The organism is Salinicoccus luteus DSM 17002 (assembly GCF_000712035.1).
GTDB classification, from domain to species: Bacteria; Bacillota; Bacilli; order Staphylococcales; family Salinicoccaceae; genus Salinicoccus; species Salinicoccus luteus.
This window is the reverse complement of the sequence record NZ_JONV01000008.1, coordinates 34,005-51,971: the sequence shown is the minus strand read 5'-3', so window position 1 is coordinate 51,971 and position 17,967 is coordinate 34,005. Positions and strand designations below refer to the sequence as shown.

19 protein-coding genes are annotated in these 17,967 nt (G+C 52.9%); 5 read left to right on the top strand and 14 right to left on the bottom strand.

Annotated features, from left to right (window positions below; genetic code table 11):
• The first annotated feature begins 10 nt into the window (after positions 1 to 10).
• On the top strand, positions 11 to 1,057 hold the full coding sequence (locus BO53_RS0105020; protein WP_031546142.1) for an LLM class flavin-dependent oxidoreductase: 1,047 nt from the start codon (positions 11 to 13) through the stop codon (positions 1,055 to 1,057).
• Between the two features lie 40 nt (positions 1,058 to 1,097).
• Here the strand turns inward: BO53_RS0105020 and BO53_RS0105015 are convergent, their stop codons facing one another.
• Together BO53_RS0105015 and BO53_RS0105010 are read right to left on the bottom strand one after the other, a co-directional pair.
• On the bottom strand, positions 1,098 to 1,613 hold the full coding sequence (locus BO53_RS0105015; protein WP_031546139.1) for a GNAT family N-acetyltransferase: 516 nt from the start codon (positions 1,611 to 1,613) through the stop codon (positions 1,098 to 1,100).
• Between the two features lie 21 nt (positions 1,614 to 1,634).
• Positions 1,635 to 2,696, bottom strand: coding sequence for a D-alanine--D-alanine ligase family protein (locus BO53_RS0105010; protein WP_031546137.1), 1,062 nt, complete (start codon positions 2,694 to 2,696; stop codon positions 1,635 to 1,637).
• A 457-nt stretch (positions 2,697 to 3,153) separates the two neighbouring features.
• Between BO53_RS0105010 and BO53_RS0105005 the strand changes: the two genes are divergently transcribed.
• Together BO53_RS0105005 and BO53_RS0105000 are read left to right on the top strand one after the other, a co-directional pair.
• Entirely contained in the window at positions 3,154 to 4,005 is an 852-nt protein-coding gene (locus tag BO53_RS0105005) for a prephenate dehydratase (protein ID WP_031546135.1), read from the top strand.
• 57 nt (positions 4,006 to 4,062) lie between these two features.
• The gene (locus tag BO53_RS0105000) at positions 4,063 to 4,971 is read left to right on the top strand and encodes a cation diffusion facilitator family transporter (protein ID WP_031546133.1); all 909 of its coding nucleotides are present in this window, start codon (positions 4,063 to 4,065) and stop codon (positions 4,969 to 4,971) included.
• 28 nt (positions 4,972 to 4,999) lie between these two features.
• Here the strand turns inward: BO53_RS0105000 and BO53_RS0104995 are convergent, their stop codons facing one another.
• The 3 genes from BO53_RS0104995 to BO53_RS0104985 all read right to left on the bottom strand — a co-directional run bounded on the left by BO53_RS0104995 (position 5,000) and on the right by BO53_RS0104985 (position 9,017).
• Positions 5,000 to 8,011 carry an efflux RND transporter permease subunit gene (locus tag BO53_RS0104995; protein ID WP_031546131.1) on the bottom strand — a complete coding sequence of 1,004 codons (3,012 nt, stop codon included), beginning with the start codon at positions 8,009 to 8,011 and terminating at the stop codon, positions 5,000 to 5,002.
• 89 nt (positions 8,012 to 8,100) lie between these two features.
• Positions 8,101 to 8,256 carry a hypothetical protein gene (locus BO53_RS14015; protein ID WP_169738725.1) on the bottom strand — a complete coding sequence of 52 codons (156 nt, stop codon included), beginning with the start codon at positions 8,254 to 8,256 and terminating at the stop codon, positions 8,101 to 8,103.
• A gap of 182 nt (positions 8,257 to 8,438) precedes the next feature.
• On the bottom strand, positions 8,439 to 9,017 hold the full coding sequence (locus BO53_RS0104985; RefSeq protein WP_031546128.1) for a nitroreductase family protein: 579 nt from the start codon (positions 9,015 to 9,017) through the stop codon (positions 8,439 to 8,441).
• A 119-nt stretch (positions 9,018 to 9,136) separates the two neighbouring features.
• Here BO53_RS0104985 and BO53_RS0104980 point away from each other — a divergent pair, with 119 nt between their 5' ends.
• Positions 9,137 to 10,057, top strand: coding sequence for a DMT family transporter (locus BO53_RS0104980; RefSeq protein ID WP_031546125.1), 921 nt, complete (start codon positions 9,137 to 9,139; stop codon positions 10,055 to 10,057).
• A 226-nt stretch (positions 10,058 to 10,283) separates the two neighbouring features.
• Here the strand turns inward: BO53_RS0104980 and BO53_RS0104970 are convergent, their stop codons facing one another.
• Positions 10,284 to 10,691 (bottom strand): DUF805 domain-containing protein, encoded by a 408-nt coding sequence (locus BO53_RS0104970; RefSeq protein WP_031546123.1) that lies wholly within the window; start codon positions 10,689 to 10,691, stop codon positions 10,284 to 10,286.
• Between the two features lie 119 nt (positions 10,692 to 10,810).
• Here BO53_RS0104970 and BO53_RS0104965 point away from each other — a divergent pair, with 119 nt between their 5' ends.
• On the top strand, positions 10,811 to 11,161 hold the full coding sequence (locus BO53_RS0104965) for a DoxX family protein (protein WP_031546121.1): 351 nt from the start codon (positions 10,811 to 10,813) through the stop codon (positions 11,159 to 11,161).
• A gap of 7 nt (positions 11,162 to 11,168) precedes the next feature.
• On the opposite strand, the gene BO53_RS0104960 is transcribed toward BO53_RS0104965, so the two are convergent.
• From BO53_RS0104960 to BO53_RS0104925, 8 genes are all read right to left on the bottom strand, one after another.
• On the bottom strand, positions 11,169 to 11,936 hold the full coding sequence (locus BO53_RS0104960) for a glycerophosphodiester phosphodiesterase (RefSeq protein ID WP_031546118.1): 768 nt from the start codon (positions 11,934 to 11,936) through the stop codon (positions 11,169 to 11,171).
• Positions 11,937 to 12,218: 282 nt separating this feature from the next.
• Complete coding sequence (gene hxlA, locus BO53_RS0104955) at positions 12,219 to 12,836, bottom strand: 3-hexulose-6-phosphate synthase (protein ID WP_031546115.1); 618 nt, start codon at positions 12,834 to 12,836, stop codon at positions 12,219 to 12,221.
• Between the two features lie 10 nt (positions 12,837 to 12,846).
• The gene (gene rpiA, locus BO53_RS0104950; RefSeq protein WP_031546113.1) at positions 12,847 to 13,512 is read right to left on the bottom strand and encodes a ribose 5-phosphate isomerase A; all 666 of its coding nucleotides are present in this window, start codon (positions 13,510 to 13,512) and stop codon (positions 12,847 to 12,849) included.
• A gap of 7 nt (positions 13,513 to 13,519) precedes the next feature.
• Positions 13,520 to 14,803 carry a TRAP transporter large permease gene (locus BO53_RS0104945; RefSeq protein ID WP_031546110.1) on the bottom strand — a complete coding sequence of 428 codons (1,284 nt, stop codon included), beginning with the start codon at positions 14,801 to 14,803 and terminating at the stop codon, positions 13,520 to 13,522.
• Positions 14,803 to 15,297 (bottom strand): TRAP transporter small permease, encoded by a 495-nt coding sequence (locus BO53_RS0104940; RefSeq protein ID WP_031546108.1) that lies wholly within the window; start codon positions 15,295 to 15,297, stop codon positions 14,803 to 14,805. Before BO53_RS0104940 ends, BO53_RS0104945 begins: the two co-directional genes overlap by 1 nt.
• Before the next feature lie 27 nt (positions 15,298 to 15,324).
• Positions 15,325 to 16,344 carry a TRAP transporter substrate-binding protein gene (locus BO53_RS0104935; RefSeq protein WP_031546106.1) on the bottom strand — a complete coding sequence of 340 codons (1,020 nt, stop codon included), beginning with the start codon at positions 16,342 to 16,344 and terminating at the stop codon, positions 15,325 to 15,327.
• Between the two features lie 13 nt (positions 16,345 to 16,357).
• On the bottom strand, positions 16,358 to 16,906 hold the full coding sequence (hxlB, locus tag BO53_RS0104930) for a 6-phospho-3-hexuloisomerase (RefSeq protein ID WP_031546103.1): 549 nt from the start codon (positions 16,904 to 16,906) through the stop codon (positions 16,358 to 16,360).
• Positions 16,893 to 17,897, bottom strand: a complete 1,005-nt coding sequence (locus BO53_RS0104925; protein WP_031546101.1) for a LacI family DNA-binding transcriptional regulator — start codon at positions 17,895 to 17,897, stop codon at positions 16,893 to 16,895. Before BO53_RS0104925 ends, hxlB begins: the two co-directional genes overlap by 14 nt.
• Positions 17,898 to 17,967 lie beyond the last annotated feature (70 nt).

Sequence of the window (17,967 nt, the reverse complement as noted above, 5' to 3'; positions counted from 1 at the left end):
GAGGAATCTTATGGAACTCGGAATCAGTACATTTGCAGAAACATTGCCGGATCCGCACACCGGGGAGACGATCACCCATGCCGAACGGCTGAGGGATATCGTCCGGGAGATCGAGATGGCGGACCAGGTCGGACTCGATGTCTATGCCGTCGGGGAGCACCATCGCTCGGACTATGCCGTCTCCGCGCCTGAAGTCATCCTGGCAGCAGGCGCCGCACGCACCAGCAGCATCAGACTGTCCAGCGCAGTGACGGTGCTTTCCTCGGACGATCCTGTGAGGGTGTACGAACGGTTTGCGATGCTTGATGGCATCTCCCGCGGCCGGGCGGAAATCATGGCCGGCAGAGGATCCTTCATCGAATCGTTCCCCTTGTTCGGATATGACCTGAATGACTATGATGCGCTTTTTGAAGAGAAGCTCGACCTGCTGCTCCGGCTCCAGAAAGGCGGTCCCATCCATTGGAATGGGAGACATCGTGCACCGATCAACGGACTCGAAGTATTCCCAAGGCCGGAGCAGGAGACGCTGCCCATCTGGATCGCCAGCGGTGGTACGCCCGATTCCACAGTCAGGGCCGGCAGGCTCGGACTGCCGCTCGTACTGGCCATCATCGGCGGACGGCCACAGAATTTCGCACCCCTTGTCGAACTGTACAAGCAGACGGCGGCCCAGGCCGGCCACCGAATCGAGTCGCTCGGCATCGCCTCCCACAGCCACGGTTTTGTATGGGATACGGATGCTGAGGCGGCGGACCTGTTCTTCCCATCGACCCAGCAGGGCATGAACAGGATCGGCGCTGAGCGCGGCTGGGGCAACTACACACGCCGGAGCTTTGATATAGCCCGGTCGGATAAAGGAGCGCTCTACTGCGGCAGTCCCGAAACCGTCGCCAGGAAGATCATTGATTTGAGGAAGCATGTCGGCATCAAGCGGTTCCTGCTTCATACACCGCTCGGGACGATGCCCCATGACCAGGTCCTGAAATCCATCCGACTGTTCGGCGAAAAGGTGGCGCCCATCGTAAAGGATGAAATTGCACGATGGGAAGGAAGATAGAATACAAAAATGCATCCCTTCAGCGGAAGGGATGCATTTTTCAGGAAAGCACCTTCAGATCATCAAATCCATATACCAGTTCGACATGGACAGAATTGCCGATGGCCGTCTCTTCCTTGCCGATCTTGTGTCCTCCGAGCTTTTCATAGAACCCGCGTGCAGGATTGTCTTCAAGGACGGATATGACCATCTTTTCAAATCCGCGCTCCAGAAGGTCTGCAGCCACCGCGCCGACCAGCTGCCTGCCTCCACCGCTCTGCTGGGCGGATTCATGGATGTAGATGGCATAGAGTTCCCCGTCATACCCCACATATTCGCCTGAACGTTCAGGGCCGCCGATCGCAAAGCCCACAACTTCACCGGAACCATCCTCAAGGAGGAATATCGGATTCTCCTCAATTGCACGTGTCCATACTTTTTCACGGTCCTCATACTTCAGGTTCTCCAGATAGCCTTCATCAATGATGCCACGATAGGTCGTGCGCCAGCTGTCGACCTGCACCTTCGCAATGGCAGCCGCATCATCGGCCTCGGCCTTCCTCATATTGAATTCCATATTCCCATCCCCCTCAGAAATTTATAATAGATCGGTCTTCAGCCGGCTGTTCAGCCGGTGGCGTTCAACCGCCAGTCCAACCAGACGGTCCAGCAGTTCAGGATAGCTGATGCCCGATGCTTCGAGCAGTTTCGGATACATGCTGATGCTGGTGAAACCGGGAAGCGTATTGACCTCATTGACGATGACCTCGCCATCCTCAGACAGGAAGACATCCACCCGCGCCATGCCTTCGCAGTCGAGTGTCCTGTAGACTGTGCGGGCAGTCTGGCGTATCTTTTCAGCAATCGGCTGTTCGAGCTTCGCCGGGATTTCCAGTGCCGCCCCGCTCTCATCGATATATTTCGATTCATAGGAGTAGAACTCGGTATTCGCAACGATTTCACCCGGTACGGAGACGGTCAGGTCCGTATTGCCGAGGACGGAAACTTCTATTTCGCGCCCCTGGACTGCACTTTCGACCATCACTTTCGTATCGAATTCGAATGCCAGTGCGAGGGCTTCATGGAACGTCTGCTCATCCGTCACCTTCGATACCCCAACAGAAGAGCCCTGGTTCACCGGTTTGATGAACATCGGCAGGCCGAGATCCGCTTCCACTGCGGCGTAGTCCACCGCGTCCTTCTCCCCATGGTGGAAGACCACCCAGTCGGCCACATTGATGCCCTCAAGCTTCAGGAGACGCTTTGTCATATCCTTGTCCATGCAGACCGCCGAACTCCTCACGTTGCAGCCGGCATAGGGGACGCCGATCATTTCAAGCACGCCCTGGATGATGCCGTCCTCCCCGGCCGTTCCATGCAGTATCGGCAGTACGGCATCTAAGTGGTGCGTCCCCTTTTCGGAGACGAACTGCTGGGACGGCACAATGGACAGGCGGACGCCATTATCCCCATCGGTCAGTGCTTCAATCCGCTCGGACTGGTCCGCAAGAATCCACTCCCCCTGCTTTGATATATGGATCAGATGGATATTGTACTTTTCCCTATCGAGTGCACCCAGTACACTTTCGGCAGAACGCATGGACACTTCATGCTCCGTCGACTGCCCCCCATATAAAATTCCTAAATTCAGCTTTTCCATTTTAACACTCCCAGATCGAGATTTTCTATGTTTGCAAGTCTCCATGATTCATCAATGGAATGGTACTCCTATATTATCACAGAGCACCCGCCACTTCCCTCATTTACATACGCCCGAAAAGAAAAAGTTCAACTGTCCGACGAAATATATTGACAATTCAAAATTTAATTGATAGGATTGGACACAACTTAAAGGAATTGGGTGATTCATATGGACAGCATGTATTATGAAACTCAATTGAATACCTTTTTCTTCAGCTATTTTAGATAGCGTCTATATTCCATCGTGGATATAGGCGGACTGTATCTATGATGGCTGATTTGAATGGAAATTTTCATTCTTGGCCATTTATGAAATCTAAATGGCTGAGATTTTTATTTTTATGGACCATTTGGATTTCTCTTGTATATAGAGCAGTCCGGATGGTCTTTTATTTTATAGATTGGGAGTGGTAGGGATGCTGATCGGATATCAAGGTGTAGAAGGTTCATATAGTGAAATGGCGTGCGGGACTTTTGCAGAGGACGAATCATACGAAATGAAGGGATACCCGACCTTCAAGGCGCTTGTCGACGACTTGATGCGGGACAGGGTCGATTATATCGCCCTCCCCGTCGAAAACTCCACGAGCGGTCCGATTACACGGACGATCGACCTGATGAAATACTTGGAAGTGGATGCGGTGGAGGAGATCTATGTCAAGATCGACCATGCACTGATTACCAGGAAACCGGTGGCCATCGGGGACCTGACGGAGGTCTATTCCCACCCCGAAGCACTCGAACAGTGCTACAGTTATCTGAGCAGCCACCCGCACCTCGCAGTCCGGGAATATTCGGATACAGCGGATGCGGTCAGGATGGTCAAGGCTGCCGACGACCCGACTGTCGCCGCAATCGCCGGCAGCCATGCTGCAGAGATGTACGGCATGCATGTTGTACGGGAGAACATCAGTGACAATCCATACAACACCACACGGTTCCTCTTCTTCAGAAAAGCGGAGAAGCCACGGCTGAAAAACACAAACAAGACATCACTCTACATCGAGACGGACCACAGCACCGGATCACTGAATGGAATACTCAACATCTTCAGCAGTCACGGCATCAATCTGCTGAACCTGACTTCACGGCCGATACAGCACAAGCCATTCTCCTACGGCTTCTTCATCGATGTCGAAAAGGGCACTGACGGCGCACTGCACGATGCCCTAGAAGATATAGAAGCTGTCAGCAGGTACATCAATATTCTCGGCACTTACCAGAAAGGGAAGATCCCCTCCTACGAGGGCGCCCTCATAAACGAATAGGAACCCATCCCCTTTCTTGTGTATAATGGATTCAAATACACAGGAAAGGGTTTAAATATGAAGGACAACAATGCCCAGAAGCTGATTATGGTCTCCATTGCAGGCGCCCTTGCATTTGCAGCACTCGGCATCATCTGGGGGCTTTATGCAGAGAGCCAGATGATTCAGTTCGACGGCTACTACTCATTCATCAGCGTCCTCCTGTCGACGATGTCGATGATGGCACTCCGCTTCATTTCAAAGGAGGACCCAGAACGCTTCCCCTTCGGCAAGGAAAGTTTCATCCCGCTGACCATCGTCATCAAATATTTCGGCATACTGGTCCTCATCCTCATCTCCCTCGTCCAGGCCTTCGTCGCCCTATTCTCTGGCGGCAATGCCATGTCGATGGGATCAGGGGTGCTCTATGCCTTCATATCAGCCGTCGGATGCTACGCTGCCTACTACTATTTCAGGTCGAAGGGCCAGGGCGACGCACTCATCGCCGCCGAAATGAACCAGTGGCGTATGGATGCCCTGCTCAGCATCGGTGTACTCGCCGGCTTCATCATCGGATGGCTCCTGAGCCTGACCGTGCTGGATACGATTGTTCCCTTCATTGACCCCGTCATGGTGATTATTGTTGCCGGATACTTCATCAAAGTCCCCCTGTCCGAGCTGTATGCAGCCCTCAGGGAACTGCTTGAAATGGCACCGCCCCGCCCCATTGCCGAGGCGGTCGAGACGCAGGTCCTTCGCCTCAGCAGGATTCACGGATTCGATGATCACGCACTCAGACTGCAGAAGATGGGCACCAAGCTCTATATTGAAGTTGACTTCATCGTCCCCATGGAGAATGATCTCACCATATATGAGCAGGACGAAATCCGCCATGAACTGAAAAACGGGCTCCGTGGACTCACACTCGATCCGTGGACCACGGTTGTATTCACACATGAAAGCCAATCACAGCAAAAATCCCGATGACAGTGTCATCGGGATTTTTCAGTCTGTTCTAGCTGTTCCTGTACTTCAGCTTGTAGTAGAGATAGTACAGGCTTGGGGTTGCTATCAACGAGAGTATTGTGGAGAACGCAATACCTGCGATGACGGTTACCGCAAGCGGCACGAATAGTACGTCGCCGCTGAATGCCACTGGCGTCAGAGCGATGATGCTCGTGATCGTCGTCAGCAGGATCGGCTTGAAGCGGGCGCGTCCACTTTCATATATCGCTTCGTGTATGTCGAATGCATCACTCTTGCGCCTGGCTTCAATGAAGTCGAGGAGTACGATGGCATTCCTGACCACGATACCGGACAGTGAAACCATACCCATGATGCCGAGGAAGCTGATCGGCGTCTGGGTGACGAACAGGCCGATGATGCCACCACTGATCGCAAGGAAGATGCTGAATACGATGATCAGCGGCATGACGATGGAGTTGAACTCGATCGCAATGACCAGGTATACAAGGACGAGTATGATGCCGAACAGGATGCTGATTTCAACGAAGAAGTCCGTCTGGTCGGAAGTCTCTCCGCCGATGACCAGCTCGCTTGAATCAGGCAGTTCTCCGCGGAACGCTTCGATCGTCTCTTCCGCAGCCGCTTCATCATCTGCATAGACCTTGAGCTCGACCATGCGGTCCCCATCAGTATGATGGATGTACTTGGAGCTTTCCGTCTCCGTCTCTTCGATGAAGTCGGAAAGCGGGAATGTTTCCGGCTGTTCTCCGGTCATCTTGATGATCTCCACATCTTCGATGCTGTAGTCATTCGAATACTTCAGCGTCGTTTCCCGGTTTTCACCATCGACGATGATGCCCTGGATCGGTATGCCCTCAGACAGCATGTTCAGTTCATTCTTCACCTGGGAGATGGAGACATCATTCTCTTCAAGTGCATCGTAATCGATGCTGTAGTTGATGGTGGGTACCAGATCCCCGATATTCGTCGTCACCAGGGCGCCCTCATCCTCGAGTGTCGCCTGGAGACTGTTGGCCCCGTCATTGAGCTGCTCGAGATCCGATTCATAAAGCTCCACTGTGATCGGCGCACCGGCTGGCGGCCCCTGGATGATCGTCTCCATGAATACCGTCGCTTCCGGGAAGGCTTCCCTCAACGGTTCTTCAAACTGGTTGATGGTTTCCGAGGCACTGATCTGCTCCTTGTCGATCTGGAGCGCAATCTGTGCTGTATTGGAGCCCGTCTGATCGAGTGATGCACCAAACAGATTCGGCAGCCCCGTGCCTGTAAACAGCGAGGCCGCTTCCACATGCGGCATTTCATCCAGCATGTAGTCCAGCACTGCGTTCGCGTCTTCATGCGTCTGGTCTATCGTCTGGTCCTCGTCGAAGATCAGGTCGACGGTCACTTCAGAACGGTCCGCTTCCGGGAAGAACTCGAACGGTGTGAACCGTATCAGCCCGAGTGACAGCACACCGATGACCAGTACCGTAAGGAATGTGATGAGCGGCCGCCTGATGATTGCAGGCAGCACCCTGTCCGCGTATAGATTGCCGCCTTTTGTGAACAGCTTGCCCAGCAGGCCCGGATGTTCAGGCACTTTTTTGCGCTTGAGCAGATACCTCGCTGCCGGTACGAATGTCAGTGCCAGCACTGTGGATACGACCATCGTAGTGATCAGTATGCTCGGCAGTGCCTTGATGAAGTCCCCGTTCGCACCGGAGAGCAGCAGCAGCGGCGAGAAGGTGAATACGATCGCCAATGTGGAGGCGACGACGGAGGGTGCGACTTCCTTCACGCCGTTATAGACGCCATCCAGACGGTCATCGCCCAGTGTGAACCTTCTTTCGATATTGTCGTTGACCACAATCGAATCATCCACCAGTATACCAAGTGCGATGATCAGACCGATGACGGAAATCTGGTTCAGGTCCACACCGAACCATGGCACCGGTATGAGACCGATGATGACGGACAGCACCACCGTCGTCATTACAGTGATCGATCCGAACAGGGATAGGCCGAGGGACGCACTGATGATGACGGCAATCAATGCGAGGGCCAGTGACATATAGAGGCCGACGAATATTTCCTCCACATTTTCCCTTTCTGAAGAGATTGTTGTGACATCGATTGAATCAGGAAGGGCGGATATGCCCTCGTCCATGACTGCTTCAACATCTTCCGATACCGAAGGGACATCCTCACCGCTCGACAGGAAAACGGTAAACGAAATCGCCGGCTCCCCTTCATACTCGACGATATCTTCAGGCTTCCCCGTCACCTCTTCGATTCCAGCAATCTCTGGAAGGGCGGTGCTGTCCGCCCCCACCCTCACCTGCTCGAGGACGGAGAGCGGCGGCGCGTCCTCAAAGGACAGCCGGATGATGTTGCCATCATCCTCTTCCTGCCCCAGGATGACCGGGTTCAGCGAGTTTTCTATTTCCCCGAGTATTTCATTCGGATTGACCTGTGCTTCCGCCATGGCATCCCGGTCCAGATTGATTTCGTACTCCTGATCGGTATAGCCTTTGACGGTGACATCACTGATGCCCTCCATCTGGGAGACTTCCCTTTCAAGATTCTCGAGATCACTTCTTATTTCATCCAAGTCTTCCTGCCCGCCGCCATGGAACTGGTAGCTCAGCAGCGGGAACGTATTGCTGATGGACTGGACTTCCGGTTCAGCCGCATTCTCCGGCAGGTCGCCGGAAAGACCGCCGACGAGGTTGTTCACTTCATTGAGGACATCCTTCGTTTCCACCGCATTCGAAACTTCCAATGTCAGTACCGAGACATCATCCTGGGAGACGGACGATACGCTGTCGACTCCGTCCACACTGAATATTTCCGCTTCGATGATATCCGTGATGTTCGATTCGACATCACTTTTGTCGGCTCCGGGCCAGGCTGTTGTCACGTTCACCAGGTTGACTTGGGTCTCCGGTATTTCACGCTGCTCAATCGTTAAAAATGTATAGATGCCAAAGACTGAAACTGCAAATACCATGATGATGAACAGGAGGCTGCGCTCCATGATCATTCCGAATGCTTTCTTCATCCATTTTCCTCTTTCCTGCATGTTTATGTTTCTTCAAGTCTTATATATCATACGATTTAAAAATGAAGTCTGCCAGAGGACAGACTCCATCACAATTCACTGCTGTAGCTGAAATAGATGCCCACAACAAATAATAGGAATGCCGCCATATAGCCCAGAACTGCATATTGGTCCGGTATGACCGTCTGCAGGCCGACCATGGTCAAAAATCCCAGCAGATAGCATATGCCCGCTGCATACTTCATTTCAAGTCCTCCAACTCCGCTGCATAGCCTGATGCCTCCACTACAGTATGAGTGACAGTATGAACAGCACAATCAGGACGACTACAACGATATAGATGATATTTCTCATACTCTACCTCCTCCGGATACGCAATTAGTACACTATACCCGGAGTTTGGAAGAAATAGCGTCCATGGCTCAATTTATTCATCCGCTTCAAGCCATATCGTCTTTTCCTGGAACGGAGTGCGCTTTGCATTGTCCTTCACCACGTCGGGTTCACCGAGGAACACAAGGCCCAGGATCTCCTCCCGCTCGTCCAATTCGAAATACTCCTTGACCTTCGGTGTATTGTATATCGGTCCGCTCCTCCATATCGCGCCGAGGCCCATTTCGTGTGCGGCAAGGAGCATATTCTGCGTCGCTGCTGCCACCGCGCAGACATCTTCGGTGTAGATCGCCTTCGGGTTGTCATCCGGTGAAAGTGCCACGACGATGACCGTCGGTGCGGCAAAGGGCTTTCTGCTGATTTTTTCTATCCGCTTCATCCCCGCCTCGGATTCCGGATCCTCGACACGGCCATGTGCCACTTCCTTCAGCACACGGGAAAGCGGCTTTCTGCCCTCTCCGCTGAGTACGAAGAACTTCCATGGCTCCGTATGATGGTGGTTCGGCGCCCATGTTGCCGCTTCGAGCATCCTCTCGATCTTATCCCGCCCCACCGGGGTATCCTTCAGTTTGGGAATGCTGCGACGGTTCTTTATTGCTTCAAAGACTTCCATTTCCATTGCTCCTATACTATGTATTATAATGACTAATTATAGGTTACCAAACTTTGATGATGCTTTACAAAGCAAATGACAATAATTATCAATTACAATTTCCAGAAGGAGGCCGCATTTTGATACTACTGCTGATACTCGGCATCTTTGCCGGCATGCTCGTTCCGCTGCAGACATCCGTGAACAGCCGCCTGTCCCTGTTCACTAAGTCATTGATACTCGCTTCCTTCTACTCGTTCCTCACCGGAACGATCCTCCTGGCCATCGTCAATCTGATCATGAATCCTGAAAAACTGGCACCCGGCTACATATTCTCCAGGGACCTTTCATACATATGGTTCACCGGCGGCATGCTCGGTGTCGTCTATCTGACGGGGAATATGGTTCTTCTGCCAAGGATCGGGGCTGCACTCACCGTCATCATGACGGTGGCCGGCCAGATGGTCATCGGGCTCTTCATCGATACGTTCGGCTGGTTTGAAGCACCCGTACAGCCGCTCAACGCCTACCGCATCATCGGCATCATCGTAATGATCGGCGGCATCATCTTCATGAACTATAAGAAGCGGAGTGCCCGCATCGCTGAAAGCCGCTCGAATGGATGGCTGCTGCTGGGGCTCTTCACCGGCGCACTGCCACCCATCCAGACCGCAATCAACAGTGCACTCCGGTATGAAGTCTCCTCCTTCTTCCTCGCCTCACTGATATCCTTCGCAGTCGGCACACTGGCACTGCTCGTCCTCTCCCTCGTAATCGCCCGTCGCCTGAGCCTCGCCTTCTTCATTGAAGGCGCCGGCCGCCTGAAGTGGTGGTACCTCGCCGGCGGCCCACTCGGTGCCGTCTATGTCACGACCAACATCATACTGATGCCCCACCTGGGAGCGACACTGACATTGATGAGCGTGATATTCGGCCAGATGCTGATCGGCCTTGCCATCGACCATTTCGGCCTCTTCGGCATACACCGCCACCCGGTGGACGCAAGACGGGTATTTGGTTTCGTACTGATCCTCACAGGCATCATACTGCTGCAGATATAAAAAAGGAAGCGGAGTATCCTACTCCGCTTCCCTGTCTGTTGATTCGTCGTTATTCATCCTGTAAATGAAATAGCCAAAGCCGCCCGCTGTCGCCAAAGCAATGAACTGTACCAGAAAATCTGCCAGGTTCGCCTCCATCTCGATCGCCCCTTCTAAAAAATGTTAAACGAATTATAGCATATGGTGAAAGTGTTTTCACTAGAAAATATTCATATCCTAAAAATTTTTATCGGGCCGGCTTTTTTCCGTACCTGTTGTCCCCCTCACTCGGCATGAGTGAGAATACGAGACCGATGATGTTGACGGCTGCCATGACGGTGATCGCCGTTATTTTCATCCACTTTTTCGTAAACTTCATGAAGACGATCGGAAGAAGGAGGAAGGAGAGCATCTGCGGCAGCTGATACCACCCTGTAATGCCTGCATCCTGATACCGCCGTGCCGTAACGCTCAGGGAAGGAATCATCACAATTGCCGTGAATGCCCCGTCCAGCGGATTATCCCCCTTCCCCTTTGCGCCCACCAGTGCACCGACGGCCGCCATGATGAGGCTTGGAATCCAGTATTCCCTGCGCGTCGCCCTGCCCCTGAACTGGAATGCCTTTTTGAAAAACCGGATCAAATATGTAAACAAGATCTTCCACTCCTTCTGATTTTATTCATTCCGATTATACATCACTCTGCAGCAATGTTTCCATTCCGGGAATCAGGGGCATATAGGGGTGACACCATACAATGGAAAGGAATTTCAGAATGAAAAGGATTCTCATGGGCACCGTGTTCACCATCGCAGGCATTGCGCACTTCCTGAAACCGGAAAAGTTCGCCAATATTACACCGCGTATGCTTCCATTCAGGACATTCATCGCATATTTCACCGGAATGATTGAACTTGTATTCGGCCTCCTTCTGCTGACGAAGAAAGCGACGAACTGGCAGCTTGGGGCCATGCAGAAGTTCCTCTGGGCGGTCTTCCCGGCCAACATCTACATGTATACGCACCAGGATAGGCTCGGCATCTCCCACCTGCCGGACTGGGCACTGCTCGGCAGACTTCCCCTTCAGAAGGTGATGTCCGATACACTTGAAGACATGAAAAGATAGGGCACAGTCACATGTGCCCTATCTTTTTCCCTGTCCCCTTCGTGAGGGCCATTATTTTTTCGGGATAGTCCGTCATGAGCGTCTGCACGCCATGATCGATCAGCTTTTCCGCCTCCCACATCTCATTGACAGTCCATACCCGAATCCGGTCCTCTATGCCGGCAATCCGCCCCGGCTTTTTCAATATCGATTTGTAGCCGACATGCAGCGCCTCAAGCGACAGATCTTCCATCTGGTCTATCGGCCATAAGGGCACTTTGCTCGTCAGCCAGGCAATCCGGGCTTCAGGATCGATCGCCTTCATCCGTATTATGCTCGGCAGATGGAATGAAGAGTAGATGACCCTGTCCGAGCAGCTGTACGCCTCCACTATGTCGTGGACTTTCCCCTCTATCCCTTCATACTCGAAGACATTGGTCTTCAGCTCTATATTCAGCTCAATATCATGATCGACAACCAGTCCCATGACTTCCTCAAGCGTCGGAATCCGTTCCTGCGTCCATATCAGGGGGTCATACTTCTCGAAGGCCCCGAAGCTGGATCCTGCACTGAGTCCCCTGAGTGTCTGGAAACTCATGTCCTTGACTGCGCCGATCCCGTCGGTTGTGCGGTCGACATGCTCATCGTGGATGACGACCACTTCCCCGTCCTTCGTCAGATGGACATCTATCTCCAAACCATCCACGCCGGCATCGATCGCCTTTTGGAATGCCAGCATCGTATTTTCCGGATATTCCCCCATAGCGCCTCTGTGACCAAAGATTTTTGCATGCATCCGTCTTCCTCCCGACCAATGTTATCGTGCAGGGGTGCCTGCGCAGCCCTTCCGATGCTCCGTATACGTTCACAAACCTTCTACCATACACATACCCGCCGAGGCAGCGTTTCTCACTTCCGCTTCCCTGAATCAGTGGAGCCCCTCTTCTCATCTCCCATTTAATCACAGATCAGACGTCCATAATGGAAATTTACATAATCTTAAAGAATATTTACCTGTCTTTAACCATTCTTTCCATACAAAAAGGACGGGCGTCTCCGCCCGTCCCCGCCGCATGCATCAGTCCATGAGCGACCTGATGCGTGCAGCCTTTCCCTTTTTGTCCGCCGCCTTCGTAATGCCGCCGCCCACGATCACGACAGCAGGATCGAGCGGCAAATAATCCGCCAGGTTATCCTCATTGATGCCCCCTGCAACATAGATTCTGAAACTGGAGGACTCAAGGCCGGCAAAACGCTGCTCCGTCATCGCCGAGTCGCCCTGCTGGTCCTTGCCGATATGGGCACTGACCGAAGCGGCGCCGATCGATTTGAGCATTTCAAGCACTTCTGGACCGGAATGGTTCAGAAGATCCACAACCACTTCCCTGCCCTCTCCTGCCGCCACTTCAAGACAGTCCATAATGGTCTTCCTGTCCGCAAACGACATGACTGTGATGATATCCGCCCCGTATGAGAAGGCGACTTCGCTTTCACTTCTGCCGGCATCACATATTTTGATGTCGGCGAGTACTTTTTTATCCTTATACGCATCCTTGATGTCGCGGACGATGCCGAGTCCGTACTCCTTGATGACGCCTGTGCCCACCTCGATGATGTCGACATGGTCCGCCACTTCCTCCAATGTTTCAAAACATTCGTCATAACTCATTCTATCGAGCGCAATCTGAAGTTCCATGATATCCTCCTTACCGGTCTTTTTCATATTCCTGATAGGCGCCCTGATCATCAAAACTGAAGATGTGGCTGACCCTCCTGTTGAAGATCCCCGTCTCTACAACACCCGGGATGGCGACAAGGTTATTATGAAGCCGGTCCATATCCTTCGGATCACTGAAATGGCAGTCCACGATGTAGTTGCCATTATCAGTAATGAACAGGCCGTCCGCCCCGGTACGCATTTCAGTCCGGGCACCAAAGTCCTTTTCGATTATCCCAACTGTCATTTCATATAGATAGGTATTGATCTCAACCGGAATCGCAATGCCATTGAAATCCTCCACCTTCTTGTCCTGATGGGCGATGATGACGATCTGATCCGAGAAGTATCCGACCTGCTTCTCCCTGAGCAGTGAGCCGCCGCCCCCTTTTATCACCATGAGCGCCTCGTTGAACTGGTCCGCCCCGTCTATCGTGACGGGCATCCGCTCTGCATGGTGGACGACGGCGAGCCCATGGCGTTTCAGCTGGTCTTCGGTCTTTTTCGAGGTGGGGATGAAGGCGATACCCAGGCTGTACCTGTCGACGTGTTCCTTTATATAAGGGATGTATCCTTCGATCGTCGATCCGGATCCCATTCCCACCACGCTTTCATCTACGAGAAATGCATTCAGTGCATCATAAACCTCATTCATCTTTCATTCAGCCTCCTTCAGCAAACATGTCTGGAATAATGAATACTATGGCGGGTACGAAAGCGACGAGCAGCAGTACAACCAGTATGATCAGGAGATATGGGATGACGGCGGCAAATGAACGCTCCACCGTCAGCCCTCCGATCTTGCTGGCAATCAGCAGGCACAGGCCATACGGCGGTGTCGCCAGTCCGACCGCCAGTGTCAGAACAACGATGATGCCGAGGTGCACCGGGTCTATGCTGAATGCTTCTGCTGCCGGCAGTACGATCGGAACGAACAGGATCATGGCCGGTATCGCATCCATGAATGTGCCCACAAGCAGGAAGAACACGATGATCAGTAGCAGGAAGAGCCATTTCGCCCCGATGTTTTCCGTGAAGAATTCCTGTGCCAGCGTGCCGAGACGGTAGTAGCTGAGCAGTTCACCAAGCGCACTCGCCGTGGCCAGCGCAAACAGCGAGAGGGCGCTGAGTGACAGTGTATCAAATATGATCTTCGGCAGATCCTTGAGCCGGAGCGTCCTGTAGTAGAACATGCTGATCAGGAGCGCATAGATCGAAGCGATGGCCGCCGACTCCGTAACGGTGAAGACGCCCGTCGTGATGCCGCCGATGATGATGACGATCGTCAGCAGGGCGGGAAATGCAACGAAGAATTTTTTCATCAGCTCTTTGAATGGTACCCGCTTGAATGTCGGATACCCTTTTTTGACGGAGATGAAATATATGAATATCATCATGCCGAGACCAATCAGGATGCCGGGAATGATGCCGCCGAGAAACAGCGCGCCGACGGATGCATTCGCGATGCCGGCGAATATGATCATGGGGATGCTCGGCGGAATGACCACACCGATCGTGGAGGAGGCTGCCGTCACGCCGACGGCAGTCTCACGGTCATACCCGTTCCTGAGCATGCTCGGTATGAGAACCTTCCCGGTCCCGGCGGTATCCGCCTGTGCAGCACCTGACACACCCGCAAACATCATCGATACGAGTACGTTTGCCTGGGCAAGCCCGCCTTTGAGCGGACCGACGACCGCCAGTGCAAGGTCGATCATCTTTTCGGATATCTTCCCGGAATTCATCAGGTTGGCAGCCAGAATGAACAGCGGTACGGCCAACAGGACGAATGAATCCAGTCCATTCAGCATCTTCATCGGCACGATGAGCCCCGGAATGTCGGGAATCGTCATGATGCCGAGCAGAGCCGTAATGCCGATGACGAAGGCGATCGGCACACCGATCACCAATAGTAGTATGAAGACGGCAACAAGTATATAGCCCACTAGCTATCCAGCCCCTTTCCATTCAGATTCCTCAAGTAGCCGAAGGCCCTGCCGATATGCCCCGCCGAATACAGCAGCATCGTCGCCGACATGATCGGCAGCGACAGCCACACGTATCCCTTTTTGAGGAACGGCAGCGTCTCCCACGTGTAGTTCCAGAAGTGGCTGAGGATGACCACGCCATACACCAGCAGCACAACGTTGAATGCCAGCAGCAGGACATCTATGAAGATATCCAGGTAGAGCTTCATTTTCCGCGGCAGCTTCATCTGCAGGAAGTCGAACGTAAAATGCTCCTTCCGGTTCACCATCACAGCAGCCCCCATGAATATGGCCCATATGAAGCTGTAGTTCGCGAGCTCCTCCGTCCAGATGACCGACCACCCCATGAAGCGGGTCAGGATCTGGATCAGTGTCGCAAGAAAGAAGACGAGCAAAAAGAATACCCCGAGTCCAATCTGCACTTTTTCAACCGATTGTATGATTGTTTTCATTTTTCCACCTTCCACTACCCATATTATTTATTCGAGGCTTCTGACTTCCTCGAGCGTCTCTTCCATGTCCAGTTCCTCTGCAAGTCCGTCCTGGATTGGTGCTGCAATCTCCTTGAACGGCTCCGTGTCGATCTGGTTGACCTCTGCCCCTGCTTCCAGTGCAATTTCCTTGTACTCCTCCTCCTGGGCCATCAGCGCCTCCCTTTCGGCTTCGACGGAAGCTTCCGATGCCTCAAGCAGAATCTGCTGGATATCCTCAGGATACTTGTCGAACCGTTCACCATTGGCCAGCAGGAAGCGTGTCGTGTAGTCATGGGCCGTTTCGGTGATGTATTGTCCGTTCCGCGTCGTGTGGTGGTTCTGCTGGACGAAATATGGATAGGCATTCTCGGAGGCGTCCACTACATTCTGCTGAAGTGCCTGATACAGCTCACCCCACGCAACGGAAGTCGGAATCGCACCTGTCTGCTGCCAGAAATCGGCCACCACGCCGGAAGCCTGCGTCCGTATGGTCATGCCGTTCAGATCGGACATCTCCTCAAGCGGCTTCTTGCCGTAATAGTGCCTGGCACCTGCGGACCAGTAGCCGAGCATCTTGAAATCATTGTTCGATTTCTCGTTGACCATCTCGGCAATATCCGCACCGACCGGTCCATCCACCACCCGCTCCCAATGGTCATAGCTGTCGAAGAGGTAGGGCAGTGCGAAGAAGTCGAACTCCGGAATCCCCGTCTGGGTCATGAACCCCGGTGAAACCAGGACGACATCGGCTGCGCCGATCACCAGCTTCTCCACCAGTTCCGATTCTGCAGTGCCGATGGTGCCTGCATGGACTTCCACAGTGATTCTGCCGTCCGACTCCTCCTCTGCAACTTCCTTGAATTTCAGCAGCCCGTCGTGATATGGATTCTCCGTTGACGTCTGGTTGTGTGCAGCAATGATTTTGATCGGTTCCCCTGCCCCTGCATCCGGTGCGCTTCCGCTGCTGCACCCGGCAAGGATGACCACTATGGCAAGCAGTACTGATGTGATGATTGCTCTTTTCATTCAATACACTCCCCTATTCCAGATTAAAATGTTTCGATTTCAGCGCTTCCCTGCTTTTGCCTGATGCTGCATTAAGGTGGATGACCATCGCATCCAAAATCAGGTGCATCGACTGGTCGAACTGGTTGCCGAGCGGCTGGATTGTCGGTATGTCGTTGTTCTTGGTACTCGCTTCAATGAAGAGCACACTATCGAACTGCGCCTTCAGTGCCTCGTCCGGGGACGCTGTAACGAGTGCGCTTCTGCCACCGATATCAGCCACCTTATCCATCATGCTTCCGATCGTCCGCCCTTTTCCCGAACCGCTGAGCACAATCAGCAGATCCCCCGCCTCAAGTGCCGGGGTCGTCGTCTCGCCGACGACATGGACCCGGTAGCCGCTGTGCATCAGGCGCATGGCGATCATCTTCCCGACAAGCCCGCTGCGGCCGTTGCCGTAGATGAATATGCTCCCCGCTTTTTCCACTTCCTGTGCGAGCTGCTCAAGCTCCCTGCTGCTCACCCTGCTGCATACCTCTATTGCTTCTTTGGATACTGTTGAGAGAATTTCATTGATCTTCATATTGTTTCACCGACTCCCTTTCTATCAGATATGGTTGGAACCTTTCTATTCCTGATGCATTTTTGCTGCCGTTCATCATTTCAAATAGTGCACTGACGGCGGCGGTACCGATTTCCACTGCGGGCTGGGCGATGACGGTGATGCCCGGATTGAAGAAATCCGCAAACTCGATGTCATCGATGCTGATGATGGACAGCTCCTCGGGGATCAGAATATTCCTCTGCTTTGCCATCTTCAGCAGTTCGAACAGCGCCAGGTCATTGGCGACGATCAGGGACTCAGGCAGACTGCCCTGGGCAGCCGATTGATCCAGTGACGATACCATCCCCTCCTTCTCCACCTGGATGGATATCGGGCGGATGCCGTATGAACCGCAGAGCTCAAGATATGCATCATACCGCTCCTGCCTTGCGACGATGGCTTCGACAGGCTCGGTCAGAAAACCGATCTCCCGGTGTCCCCTTTCTGACAGGTGGTCGAACGCCATCATGACCGACACCCTGTTATCCAGCATATGGGACTGGATCGGCACGTTTTCTATATACCGGTCGACGAATACGACGGGATACCCCTTTTCGGCAAGTTCCATAAAAAGCGCTTCATTTTTGGCGGTGGGGATCACCACCAGCCCATCGACCTGCTTGGCCATCAGCATGCGGATATAATCCGCCTCCTTATCGGAACTGTTGTCCGTGTTGCAGACGATGACATGGTAGCCATGTCCATGCGCAAAATCCTCAATGCTCCTGATCACCCGCGTCGAGAAGTTGTGCAGTATATTGGCGACGATCACCCCGATCGTCATCGTCCGTTTGTTCTTTAGGGATTTCGCTATATGATTCGGGCTGTAGTCCAGCTTGCGGACTGCCCGGGCAATCCTCTCCCTGGTGTCCGGCCCCATCTTCGTAAAATGACCGTTCAAATAATGTGATACGGTGCTCTTGGAAACATTCGCCTCATGTGCGACATCATTGATGGTGACGTTTTTCATGTAACACTCCTCCGGTTTGGTAAACCGTTTCACTAAAACGATTTACTAAAGTATAAAGGACATGAAAGCG